The sequence below is a fragment of the Herbaspirillum sp. GCM10030257 genome, assembly GCF_042666555.1.
In the GTDB taxonomy this organism is placed as follows: Bacteria; Pseudomonadota; Gammaproteobacteria; order Burkholderiales; family Burkholderiaceae_D; genus Noviherbaspirillum.
The window spans coordinates 92,169-104,779 of sequence record NZ_JBHTDH010000009.1; the positions used below are offsets into that span (position 1 = coordinate 92,169).

A 12,611-nucleotide genomic window follows, 5' to 3' on the forward strand; every position below is an offset into this window, starting at 1 on the left:
AATCACGCATGAAAATACTCAAGGTCAGCGGCAAGAACCTCGCCTCGCTGGGCGGCGAATTCGCTCTCGATTTCCAGAGCGAGCCTCTGCTTTCAACCGGCCTGTTTGCCATTTGCGGGCCTACCGGCGCCGGCAAAAGTACCTTGCTGGACGCGCTCTGCCTCGCGCTCTACGATGCGACGCCACGTCTGTCCAGAGCTGTCGGCAAAGGCATCGGCCTGCCCGACGTGCGTGACGAAACACTGACACAGCAGGACACCCGTAATCTGCTGCGTCGCGGCTGCGCGGAAGCGTATGCGGAAGTGGAATTCATCGGCAATGACAACCTGACCTACCGGGCGCGCTGGAGTGTGCGCCGGGCGCGTTCCAGAGAAGATGGCGCCTTGCAACCGGTGACCATGGCGTTCTGGCAATTGCCGGAACTGCAGCAAATCGGTGGTACCAAGCTTGAAGTAAAGGCCGAGATTGAACGTCGCATCGGTCTGAGTTTCGAACAATTCACCCGCGCGGTACTGCTGGCGCAGAATGAGTTTTCCGCTTTTCTGAAAGCCGATGATGGCGAACGCGGCGAACTGCTCGAAACGCTTTCCGGAAGTACGATCTACAGCGAAATGTCAAAGCGTGCTTTTGCACGCGCCAAGGCCGAAACCGAGAAGCTGAATCAACTGGGCAGCCGCCTGGCGGACCATGCGCCGCTCGACGCTGAAGCGCGGGCAAACCTCGAGAAAGAGCTGCAGCTTGCTAGCGAGTCTCTCGCATTACTGGACCAGAAAAAGCAAAAACTCGACGAAGAACTGCGTTGGCACTACGCATGGGAAAATCTTAAGCGCGATGAACAGCAGGCCCGAGAGGAAGTGGAACGCCTAGTAGCCGAACAGCTCACACTGGTAACGCGACGTCGATATCTTGCGCGCGTGGAAAGCATTCAGGCGACCCGTCCGCTCATGCATGAATGGAGCCGCGCGCAAGCCGCAACGACTGGCCTGCGCAGTGAGCTACAAGCAGCCGAGCAGAAACTTGACGCCGCAGTGATGGCGCATTCGCAAGCGCGGCTGGCGCTGAAGGAAGCGGAAACCGCTGCCCATAACGCCGATATTGCACGTAATGCCGCAACAATCAATCTGGACAAAGCCAAGACTCTCGACGCACAGATCGAAGCGCTGCAACCCGAATATCAACGATTGATCGATGCACTGGAAGAGGCTCGAAAAAACGAATCGGAAGCAAATCAGAAACTTGCAAACCTGCGGCAAGAGCACGCCGTTATCACGGACCAGCAGAAGAAGGCAGATGCCTGGCTGAGCGACCATGCGTCAACCAAATCTTTGGCGCTGCACTGGGCACGCTGGGACACCTTGTTGGGCCAGGCCGGCGCGTTGCTAGCCGAGCGGAATATGGCGAAACAGTCGTTTGACATGCTTCAGGCCGACTTCCGGAGCAAACGACAAGCTGGTGAAGAAGCGCAGGCGCAGCTTTTACTTGCGATCGAATCGGTAACCAAGGCGGAAGCGCGGCGTGAACTGGCGGTGCGCGCTTTAGCGCAGGTCGACATCGCAGGTATCCGTGAGCGACGCCATGCGCTTGAAACACGACGCGACCTGATTGAAGATGCGGATGCTTGCTGGAAGCTCCTGTTCACCTCTCAGTGCCGGGCGCAAGAACTTGCCGCGCGCATTACACATTTAACGCAGTCGCTCGAAGGAGGAGCAACCAGGCATGCACAACTCTCGCAGTCGTTGACATCTGCCAGGGGCGCTCTTGAGCAGGCACAGCGCATGCAACAGATGGCACACGATGCCTGCAGTACCAGTGTGGAGGAAATGCGGGCATCGCTGGTACAGGATGAACCATGTCCTGTATGCGGTTCGCTTGAGCATCCCTATGCCGGAGAGGACGACCGTCTGCAAACGGTGCTCTCGACCATGGACCGCGAAGTGTCGGCAAAACGCACGGAAGCTGAAGCATTGTTCCAGCAGTATGCAAGGGAAGAAGCTTCCATCACGGAATTGCGGCGACAGCTTGACGAAGCCATGTGCGACCACGAGGCCGTTTTGGCCTCGATTGAGGACAAGCTTGGCGCCTGGCAGGCACATCCGGTCGCGGCAGAAGTGATGAACGTTAGTCCGGCAGACCGCAGCGCATGGTTTGCGGATCTGCGCCAGGCGATCAAAGCCCAATTGCTCGACTTGTCGGTCGCCGAGAGCGCAGCGACGGCCGCGGAGAAAGAGAAGGACAGCGCCCAGCAAGGGCTTGATGCCGCCCTGCTCCGCCGCGCGCAACTGAGCGAAGCCCTTGCAAGCGCGACTGCTCAGGCAAATAAGGCCGAAGCCGAATCAGCGAAATTAAATGAGAAATTCACGGACCTGGAACGTCGACTGACGACAGCAATCGATCAACTCGAGGAAGCCTTCACCCATCCTAAATGGAAAGATAGCTGGCTGAAGTCGCCTGCCGATTTCCGTGAGAAATGCGAACAACGGGTCGCACAGTGGAATGTCAATGTCACCGAGCATGCGCGACTCGGCACCCGCCTTAACGAATTGGACATTACCGTAACAGCACTCGCTGAAAACGCGACCAAACTTGTCGCTGCAGTGCAGTCACGCACTGCGCAATTGGCCGCCAGTCGCGAACGGCTCGACGAGAAGCGCGCGGCACGCGCCATGCTGTTTGGCGGACGTGCGGTCAGAGAGGTCGAGGAAGAACTTGCCGTCAAGCTGGAACAGGCAAGAGGACAATGCGAACGTCAGATGCAGGCGCTGCAGGAGCGGGCCATGAGTGCAACGCGTTGCCGCGAGTCGCGTGACCAGGCCTTGCAACGGCTGTCAAACGCCGAACAGGAAATCGCGTCGGCACATGAGCGTGTCAACGCCTGGATTGCGGATTACAACCAGCATGCCGACCAGCAAACCGGCCCACTTGATGAATCGAGTCTCAAGGATATGCTGGCACATGATGCGGACTGGCATGCCAGAGAGCGATCATATCTCCAGCATGCGGACAATGCCTTGCATACCGCCAAGGCTGTGCTGCAAGAGCGTCAGGACCGCCGGGTCGCCCACGAATTATTGCGGCCATCGGCCCAAGTTCGCGAGGCGCTGCAAAGTGCACTGGCAACACTGTCATCCGACCATGAGTCCGCGAGCGCACGCACCACACAACTGCGGTTGGCGCTTGCCGATGACGAAGCCAGACGCGCGCGTAGTGAAGCCGTACAGGCGGAACTCGAACGGCAACAGGCCACCGCGCGCCTGTGGGGCCAACTCGGTGAACTGATCGGATCGGCAGACGGGAAAAAGTTCCGCAACTACGCACAGCAGTTCACGCTGGATGTCCTGCTGGGCTATGCCAATCGTCATTTGATGGAACTGGCACGCCGTTACCGACTGGAGCGCGTGCCGAACTCGCTGGCGCTCATGGTCGTCGATCGGGATATGGGCGAAGAGATCCGCTCGGTGCATTCGCTGTCGGGAGGCGAGTCTTTTCTGGTGTCCCTCGCCCTCGCGTTAGGACTCGCATCGCTTTCGTCAAACCGCGTACGGGTGGAATCCCTGTTTATTGATGAAGGCTTCGGAAGCCTTGACGCGGACACTCTGGCTGTCGCCATGCAGGCACTCGATGGATTGCAGTCGATGGGGCGCAAGGTCGGCGTCATATCCCATGTACAGGAAATGACGGAGCGCATAGGAACCAAAGTGATTGTGCGTCGGGTTGCAGGCGGCAAGAGTGTTGTTGGTGTTGAAGCCGCGTGAGCTTCATTGCGCAAAGCGTGAATAAAAGCACCTATCATAATGACGATGGCAAGGCACGCCGACGAAGACAGTACAGGCGCACGGCTAGGAGTAGCAACGCGGCAAGCGGCATTTTGATAGGTGCTCTAAGTAACGTGGTTGCGGGCGAGCACTGTTGCAGCCCACGATTACGGTGGGTAGATCGATTTAATTCCCGCATTTGCGTCTGGTTGCATAGCTTACAATTAATAACATAATGGCAAGGAATCTTTCGGAGCAGCGTTGTCTGAATCATTGACACGTTGATGTCACCTTTATTCTCTCTGAAAGGAACCTAATGAATAAATTGATCGCCACTCTCCTCACCGGCTTGTTTGCAACTTCCGTGTTCGCACAGACGTCGTCCACCACCACATCATCAGTCCCTGCAGCCACACCAACCCAGATGACTTCTGGTGCTTCCACCACGGTCGATACACCCGTCACAAAGGCGGACGCAAAGGCACAGGCGAAGGCTGACAAAGCGGATGCCAAGGCTGACGAGAAGGCGGCCAAGGCCGATGCCAAGGCAGAGAAGAAGATTGCCAAAGCCGATGCAAAGGCACGTAAGGACAAGGCGGAAGCCAATAAAGATGCAGCCGAAAAGAAGGCTGACGCCGTCAAGTAACAGAAAAGAGTTAGGCTTAAATAAAATGGCGGGAGCGATCCCGCCTTTTTATTTGAATTGCTTTATTCCACACCATGGTTGGTAGGCATTTCGCGCATGCCAGTCTGCATCGTCCGGCCAAAGCCAGATTTACTGTAGTTCGGGTACCGAAAGAGTTTTCCTGCGTTTAAGTTCTATCTAAGACTGAAGGATTACCATAAATCTCTGGAACCGAGGCATTGCGTCGTGTTCCTGTTCCTTTCAAGAGAGCTTTGCCCGCAGCTTGCCCCAGCTGCGGGGTTTTTTATTTATATGGTGTGCATTGTGGTCGGACATCGGTATTGAGAAAGGTTTTCTCAATATATTCCGGCTCGGACTTGTTAGTAAAAACCGAGATGTCCGAGATGTGTTTTACATTCCGGCGGGATTTCCATCCGGCATGGGTCAGACATCTAAATTGCCAGAATAGCAAAACCTTTTAGATACACTCTCACCGTCATCATACTAAACTGGCATCATTCTAGAATCTTCTTTAAGTTTTATCTATAAGTGCCTAATTCTTCAGTGCATTAAATCATCTTGCCGAGGTACAATATGCTGCACTGGATGATAAGGGTTAAGCATGAAGAAGGTTTCTCTACTGCTTCTGTTCGTTTTTCTTCATTTCTTTTTTGGTGCGGAACAAGCAAGCGCAAGAGCCAAAGTACCCGCCGCATCCAAGGTAAAAAAGGTTTCGATCAGTGCAACAAGAAAGCGCCAGAAAGCGGGTGCACTGAAATCACGCTCCAGTGCAAAAGCCAAAAACAAGGTGCGCACCAAGGCCCGTTTCTCCGCGAAATCATCGCTTGGCCGACACAAACGCCTTGTATCGTTCCATCCCCGCCGGATGCGAGCGACACCATCACCACCGGTACTTAGTGCCGGTGACCTTGCGGGCCTGAATGAAACGGCCAATCCTCTTGGCCTTGAGTCCAACGCCGCGCTGGTTCTCGACGAGACCACCTCGTCGGTTCTCTTTGCGAAAAATTCCGAAGCGGTTCTTCCGATTGCGTCGATCACCAAACTAATGACCGCGCTGGTGGTGCTTGAAGCCAAGCAAGACCTGAATGAAGTATTGACCGTGACAACTGCCGACGTCGACCGGATTAAATACACTTCTTCACGATTACCAATCGGTGCAAAGCTGACACGGAGAGAGATGCTCCACATCGCCCTGATGAGTTCGGAAAACCGTGCGGCATCCGCACTTGGGCGCCACTACCCCGGCGGACTGCCTGCATTTGTCGATGCAATGAATGCGCGCGCCAAGCTTCTAGGCATGACCAATACCCATTACGTCGAGACGACGGGATTGTCGAGCAAGAATGTATCGACCCCGAACGACCTTGCAAGGCTGGTGGTTGCTGCGCGCGAACATCCACTGATCAGGACCTATTCCACGCATGAAGCATTTTCAGTCGAACCGGGAGGACGGGCTCTGCAGTACCGGAACTCGAATCGGCTGGTTAGGAATTCCAACTGGGACATCGTCCTGCAGAAGACCGGGTATATTGCCGAAGCCGGCCGATGCCTCGTCATGAATGCCGTCATTGATGGACGGTCGGTCGTCATGATTTTCCTTGATTCAAAAGGAAAATACTCGCGAGCGGCGGATGCAAACCGCATGCGCACCTGGCTCGAGAATGTGAAGTTACCGACGTTGACGCGCATGGAAGACAAACAAGAAGGATAAGAACAGCTTTAGCAAAGTCATCGCCGATCGAATTAAATTAAGCCGGTAAACTAAGGCATGCGGACACAGCAATTGTTCCTTAACGAAACAATTGCGGGTTTAACAATGTACAACTGCCAGCCTGACTGCACACCGGCGGTGGACCACTCTATAGAAACAAACGAAAGACCAGAAAATGCTGAGCTTTACCCGCACACTACAAACAATCGACGCGCATACTGGCGGCGAACCCTTGCGTATTCTGTTATCAGGCATGCCGCATGTTCCGGGCAGTACCATTCTGGAAAAGCGCTCGTGGCTCAAGTCGAATCGAGACGACTTGCGGATGTTCCTGATGAACGAGCCGCGCGGGCACGCGGACATGTATGGCGCTTACCTATTGCCCCCGGTTAGCCCCAATGCTGATTTCGGCGTGATTTTTATCCATAACGAAGGCTATAGCGACATGTGTGGCCACGGGATTATTGCGCTCGGTAAGGTCCTGGTGGAACTGGGGCATGTCGAGCGGCAAATTCCTGTAACGCGCATCGCCTTCGATTCGCCTGCCGGATTTATCGAAGCCCATGTGGAATGGGACGGGGTACGTGCGGGACGGGTCACTTTTCGTAATGTGCCTTCATTCATTTACCTGCGCGATCTTGAAGTCGATACACCAAGCTTTGGCAAAGTCAGGGGCGATATCGTTTTCGGCGGTGCCTTTTACTACTACATCCATGTCGGCCAAACCGGGCTTGAAATCCGTCCCGATATGGTCCGACCGCTGATTCAGCTTGGCGCTGAAACCAAACAGGCTGTGAAAGCAAAGGTACAGATTCAACATCCTTTGGTGACAGGGCTTGATAGCTTGTATGGGACCATCATTGATGGCGCACCAAACCGTACTGGCATCGACCAATCGAATGTTTGTATCTTTGCTGATCGTGAAGTCGATCGCTCGCCAACAGGCACCGGAACCTCCGGTCGCGCGGCACAATTATTTTTGCGTGGAAAGCTCGGACTGAATCAAGCGTACCGTAATGGCAGTATCGTTGGTAGCGTGTTCGAGGTTCGGGTGGTCGAAGCAACGCAAGTTGGCGCCTTGCCTGCCGCTATTACCGAAGTCACAGGTGAAGCCCATATCATGGGATTCAACCAGTGGCTACTGGAAGACACCGATCCGTTTCCGACTGGTTTTTTTCTGCGATAGGTTCAGGCATCGCATTAAAAACCAAAGATTGAAAATACAAGGGCATAACGTGTCGCTGCGCTTATATCAAGGTTTATGATGTATCGACTATACGGCCGACCAGATTCATCGAAAAATTTTACTTTTTGTCTGTCCCCTGACGAGTACACTTCATACAGACAGAATAAGGACAATCATGAGGGCATCTGGACTGGTTTCGGAATTAGCGAACCTGATCGCCATCCACGGTGACCTGCTGATCATGTATGACTGCGATTCAGTCTTGCGCGACCCTGTTTCCATTATCGTACTCGATGAGCCTTATCTGAGCGAACCGGTTTTTGTCATCTATCTGGTGGATGCAAACAGCGAGAATACGGCGGCATAAAGCTTAAAGGCGCAATGCCGCAATAGCACAAACACTGTCTCGGCAAGCATGAGATGCCTGATTGTGAGATTCAAGCTTAACGTTCGGCTTATGATTTTCTATACCGCGCGACAATTTCATTAAACCGCCCCTTGGCCTTAATCTGGTCAAGGGCGGATTGCAGCATGAAGACGAACTTGTCGTCCGTCTTTTTGCTCAGCGCGAAATAATAACTATGCGTCTCCGCCAACGTGAAGACTTCTTCATACTCGGCAGGATCGTACCCCAATTCCTTTAGGTTCCACATCGCAACCTGGATGTCATAGGCCCACATATCGATCCGGCCGGCCTGCAGCATCTTGGCGACGCTGATGCCCGAATTCAGCAAGACAACTTTGTCACGCACGCGGTCTACTTTGTCGAGCAGCTTCTCCCCGACATCCTCGCGTACGACTCCGATACGATAACCAGCGCGGCCGAGCTCCTCTACGCTGTCGAGTTGGATGCCATTCTTTTTCTTCGCAACCAGTACAATGCGAGATGGCATGATGGGCCCTACCCACTTGAACAGGTTCTCCCGCGGTTCGGTGCGCGTCGTTGAAAACAGCACAATGTCCTTTTCCTTCAGCGCAGTCTCATATCCGCGTGCCCACGGCCATATCCGGATGTCCTCCCTGCTCCTTTTGGAACCGGACAGGTCCAGCATTTCCATTAGAAGATCGACGGCAATGCCTTGCCGGCGGCCGTTCTTTTCGAAATTGAATGGCGGATAATCTTCCGTGATCAGCGTAAGGGAGTCGAGCGTCTGACCCGCAGCTTCCAACGAATAGAAACCGGTTGCCACTGCGGCACCGAGTGTTGTCATACGGAGGCCGAATTCACGGCGATTTATGCTATAACTGCGTTCGCACATGTTATTCCATTTCTCTTTTCGATATCGTTAGCCGATAAGATACTCTCTTGCGCAATCCTGTCATACGAGTCGTCGATCATACGGAAACAGCAACATCCGTGACGGCGAGCGATCGCATGTCAATGGACCGGCCCGCGCGCACCATTGCCAGCAATGACTCCGGCGCAACCGGCGGACTGAAATAATAACCTTGTACATAATCGCAGCCATAAGCGACAAGCTGCCTCAACTGGCTAACTTCTTCCACCCCTTCGGCGACCACGGCCAGTCCAAGGCTATGCGCCATCCCGATGATGGATTGCGTAAGTGCCGCGTCAGCTGCACTGATACCGATATCGGAAATGAATGAACGGTCGAGCTTGAGTCGCCTTACCGGGAAACGCTTCAAATAGGACAGATTGGAATATCCCGTCCCGAAGTCGTCGATAGCGATTCCGACGCCCATTGCGGCCAGCATATTCAGAAGCTGCACAGTACGCTCCGGATTGCGCATGGAGGCGCTCTCGGTAATCTCCAGTTCGAGGCTGTGCGCCGGCAAACCGCTACTCTTCAGCGCCGATGCGACTTCCGCATCGAAATGCGGGCGTGTCAATTGCTGCGTCGACAAGTTAACCGATACAGGCAGATGCGACACGCCGGCATCTATCCATGCCTTCGCCTGCAGGCAGGCGGTCCGCATCACCCACTCGCCGATACCATTGATCAGGCCGGTTTCCTCCGCCAGGGAAATAAACCGGACCGGCGTCAGCAAGCCTAGCTGAGGATGCTGCCAGCGAATCAGGGCTTCGGCACCCGCGATGCGTCCACTCCGCAAATCCAGAAGGGGTTGATACACCAGGCGAAATTCATTTCGTTCAAGCGCGCGGCGCAAATGTGTCTCCATGACCAGGTGCTCGTTCGCGCGTTTGTCCATTTCGACGGTATAGCGCTCGACACCATTGCGCCCTTTTTCCTTAGCGTGATACATGGCGGCATCGGCGTACTTGAGAAGAGTCCCTGCCTCGCGTGCATCATGCGGATAAACACTGATGCCAATACTACAAGTAACAGCCACATCCTGGTCACCCAGCACAACCGGTTCGCAGATGGTGGTCATCAGGCGCTGCACGAGACGATGTACGGTGTCCTCGCAATCGACTCCTTCCAGCATCAGGACAAATTCGTCGCCACCCAGCCGCGCCAGCGTATCGGACTTGCGCGCACAGAGGGACATACGGCGCGTGATTGTTTTTAGCAATTCGTCCCCGGCGCCATGTCCGAGCGTGTCATTGACAAACTTAAAACGGTCCAGATCGAAGAACATCACGTGGACAGTACTGCCGTCCCGTTCCGCCGCAGCGATCGCCTGCTCCATGCGATCGAGCAGAAGCACGCGATTCGGCAAGCCGGTCAATGCATCGTGCAAGGCCTGCCTGCGCAGCTGTTCCTCGTAACTCTTGCGGTGCGTGATGTCGTGAATCACGGTCTGAATGGCCGATGCGCCGTCATACTGGAATATCGCGCGGCGGATTTCGACATTGATCGGTGTCCCATCGAAGCGTCGCATTTTTACCTCAAAGCTGTGCGGTTCGCCGTCGGATGGCAGGATCGCATCCAGCTGCTGGCGCATGATCGCTTGCTCTTCAGGCGGCACCATATCGAACAGGGTGACGGCCTTGACCTGTTCCTCGTTCCGCGCACCAAGCAGATTCAGCGTACCCCGATTGACGAAGATGATACGTCCATCCCTCTCGATCGTGATGGCATCTGGCGACATTTCAACAACCTGCCGATAGCGGTCTTCATGTTCACGTGCGGTCTGCTCCGCGTGTAAACGGTCGGTCATTTCCAGATTCAATCGGCGAATCGCGTCTTCACGTTCCGTCACCTGCTGAGCCAATTCCGCAGTGCGCGCTTCGACCAGTCGCTCCAGTCCCTGGCGATACAGCGCAAGCTCATCCACGTCACGCCGAATGGAAGCCGTCATGTCGTTAAACGCAGTAACGACGATATCGAGCTCATCGGGATGCGATGTGCTTCGACGATTCAGTGTTAAGGTTTCGCCCAATCTGTTCAGGTCCAGGCGCTGAGCATATGTGGCGATCGACGACAGATGGCGGCTGACGAGTCGCCGAAATATAAACAGAGTAAACAGGACGACGATCGCCGTCTTGGTTGTCTGCGTCACCAGGATCAGGAGCACCTTGTCGCGCAGCTCGGCATAGACACCATCAATACTCGCAGTGATCTCCAGGGTAGCGACCTGGAACTTATTGTCCGTGGTGCCACGCTCTGTAAATTTGATCGGGATATGGCGCCGTATTGTATTAGCAGCGGCAACGCTTGATAAAGGGACGCCGGCACGCATCAGAAACTTATCTGCGGGATCGCGCAGTTCGGCTGTCATGACATCCGGCAGGCGCGCAATGCCTTCGATCTGCTTGCGCGTCTGCTGCTCATCCATTGTCCACAGCGAGGTGGCTATGCTTTCCGCGTACGCATGCTCGATTTCGTCGAGCCTCGCGTCAATACCAGAGACGCCCTGATAGTAATCGAACACCAGCTGTACGCCAGTTGCAAGAATAGCCAGACAAGTGCTGCAGATCAGGATTGCCGCGATGACCCGCCGCCCTAGCGGATTGGATTGTGCATGCTTGATCAAGACTGGCCCACTTATGTTTTCCAGGTTGCGGTTGCGCCTTTGGGAGACGCCACTTTACTCCGGCAAAAAGATTACTCCTAGGCAAGGATACCATTTCGACGCACTAAAGGGGAACCTCCCTCCAAGTGGGAACAAAACCGGGCTAAAACTGTTTAAATGGCGCCACGCGGGGCAGGATGTCACCGATATTCCTGGGAGGGACGGCTTAATAATCTACCTGCAAACCAATTCCAAGGACACGCTGGAAGTCGTCATAGTCGATCAGGGTGTAACCGTATCCGGTAAAGTATTGCACATAACCCTTAAGCTTTGATGTCAGTGGAAAGGCCCAGGAAACCTGTGCTGCTCCCTTGTCGGTATGGAAATTATAGCGGGTCAGCAGCGAATACTTATGGCCGTTCCAGCGGTAAGTGCCAACCAGGTCGCCCCTTCCCATGTAATCAATGATGCGTGGATTGTTATCGTCACTGGCCGCCTCATTGAAGCGTTTCCAGATGCGTGCAGAGAGGTCGAAGTTGCCATGCTCGAAGGCCGCTTGCAGATAAGCGCGATTCCAGCTGCGTGAAAGCGTGGAAGCCTGTCCGTTTGACTGATGCAACAGACCCAGATTCAACATGCGCAGCCTGAGGCCAAGAAGGTTGATGTCAACGGGAACGACTGCCATCACTTCTGGCTGGTAATCGGTTTCGCGGAACGGACTGGAGGCCGCTGCATTGCCGGCCTGCCAGAAGCTGCGTTGCGTATAGCCAAACCATACATCGATGGGCTTGTCTGCGACATTCTCTGCGATCTTTAGTTTAAAGCCGAGCTGGAAGGCCAGTTCCGAGTGCGCCAATCCTTTTGCTTCAGGTGTGAAGGCGCGGAACGGTCGATAAGGATCCTGATTCGGTGCAGAATTGTAGGTCGCTACAAGATAGTTTTCGTGATGCGGGCGGAATCTGAAAATTCCGCGCTTGTTCGATTCCCCGAGCTCCCAGTGCTCCGTGAGGTGAGACGATTCGCTTGCTGCGCTGGTCGCCATGCCGCCTTTATTTTCCTCGCCGGATGCAGGCAACGCCATCGCAGCACCGGGGCGGGTAGCCGATGGCTGCGCAGCCGACGTGCCTTGTGTATCCGGCTTGCCTGCGAGACGATCATAACAAAGCAGGCGCGCGGAATCCGATACGATTCCCGCGCAATCCTGAAGTCCTGTAGGCGCACCAGCAGCACGGCCGTCAATCGCGCCAAACATCAGCAAAACGGCCAATGCGTAACTTGCCGACAGGTCTGTCGCACACATTTCCATGGTGTTTTTTCGATGCAAGCAAGCATGCGCCAATAGAGCGTCGATGCCGCTCGGAGGTCGAGTACATTGTTGCGGAGGCCCAACGCTGTTTCGCCTTTAGCAACGCCTGCAATAAGGAGTGCCCGCGTTGG

Annotated in this window: 8 protein-coding genes; 5 read left to right on the forward strand and 3 right to left on the reverse strand. The window is 54.7% G+C overall.

The genetic code is table 11. The features are described 5' to 3' along the window. The first annotated feature begins 8 nt into the window (after window positions 1–8). The 5 genes from ACFQUU_RS15630 (at window position 9) to ACFQUU_RS15650 (ending at window position 7,662) form a co-directional block, all read left to right on the forward strand. Window positions 9–3,752: an AAA family ATPase gene (locus ACFQUU_RS15630; protein ID WP_382248714.1), complete on the forward strand. Its 3,744-nt coding sequence runs from the start codon at window positions 9–11 to the stop codon at window positions 3,750–3,752. 316 nt (window positions 3,753–4,068) lie between these two features. Further along, window positions 4,069–4,398 carry a hypothetical protein gene (locus tag ACFQUU_RS15635; protein ID WP_382248716.1) on the forward strand — a complete coding sequence of 110 codons (330 nt, stop codon included), beginning with the start codon at window positions 4,069–4,071 and terminating at the stop codon, window positions 4,396–4,398. A gap of 601 nt (window positions 4,399–4,999) precedes the next feature. Continuing rightward, a complete protein-coding gene (gene pbpG, locus ACFQUU_RS15640) occupies window positions 5,000–6,109 on the forward strand; it encodes a D-alanyl-D-alanine endopeptidase (RefSeq protein WP_382248718.1) in 1,110 nt (369 codons plus the stop codon). Window positions 6,110–6,284: 175 nt separating this feature from the next. Then, on the forward strand, window positions 6,285–7,295 hold the full coding sequence (lhpH, locus tag ACFQUU_RS15645) for a trans-3-hydroxy-L-proline dehydratase (RefSeq protein ID WP_382248720.1): 1,011 nt from the start codon (window positions 6,285–6,287) through the stop codon (window positions 7,293–7,295). A gap of 175 nt (window positions 7,296–7,470) precedes the next feature. Then, window positions 7,471–7,662 (forward strand): hypothetical protein, encoded by a 192-nt coding sequence (locus tag ACFQUU_RS15650; RefSeq protein WP_382248722.1) that lies wholly within the window; start codon window positions 7,471–7,473, stop codon window positions 7,660–7,662. Window positions 7,663–7,750: 88 nt separating this feature from the next. Here ACFQUU_RS15650 and ACFQUU_RS15655 read toward each other — a convergent pair whose 3' ends face one another. From ACFQUU_RS15655 to ACFQUU_RS15665, 3 genes are all read right to left on the reverse strand, one after another. Then, on the reverse strand, window positions 7,751–8,506 hold the full coding sequence (locus ACFQUU_RS15655) for a substrate-binding periplasmic protein (RefSeq protein WP_382248724.1): 756 nt from the start codon (window positions 8,504–8,506) through the stop codon (window positions 7,751–7,753). Between the two features lie 124 nt (window positions 8,507–8,630). Continuing rightward, window positions 8,631–11,195 carry an EAL domain-containing protein gene (locus tag ACFQUU_RS15660; protein WP_382248726.1) on the reverse strand — a complete coding sequence of 855 codons (2,565 nt, stop codon included), beginning with the start codon at window positions 11,193–11,195 and terminating at the stop codon, window positions 8,631–8,633. Between the two features lie 205 nt (window positions 11,196–11,400). Further along, window positions 11,401–12,480, reverse strand: coding sequence for a phospholipase A (locus tag ACFQUU_RS15665; protein ID WP_382248728.1), 1,080 nt, complete (start codon window positions 12,478–12,480; stop codon window positions 11,401–11,403). Between the last annotated feature and the right edge of the window lie 131 nt (window positions 12,481–12,611).

Coding starts and splice junctions, on each gene's coding strand:
- ACFQUU_RS15630 (WP_382248714.1), top strand. CDS start 9: ATGAAAATACTCAAGGTCAGCGGCAAGAACCTCGCCTCGCTGGGCGGC.
- ACFQUU_RS15635 (WP_382248716.1), top strand. CDS start 4,069: ATGAATAAATTGATCGCCACTCTCCTCACCGGCTTGTTTGCAACTTCC.
- pbpG (WP_382248718.1), top strand. CDS start 5,000: ATGAAGAAGGTTTCTCTACTGCTTCTGTTCGTTTTTCTTCATTTCTTT.
- lhpH (WP_382248720.1), top strand. CDS start 6,285: ATGCTGAGCTTTACCCGCACACTACAAACAATCGACGCGCATACTGGC.
- ACFQUU_RS15650 (WP_382248722.1), top strand. CDS start 7,471: ATGAGGGCATCTGGACTGGTTTCGGAATTAGCGAACCTGATCGCCATC.
- ACFQUU_RS15655 (WP_382248724.1), bottom strand. CDS start 8,506: ATGACAACACTCGGTGCCGCAGTGGCAACCGGTTTCTATTCGTTGGAA.
- ACFQUU_RS15665 (WP_382248728.1), bottom strand. CDS start 12,480: ATGGAAATGTGTGCGACAGACCTGTCGGCAAGTTACGCATTGGCCGTT.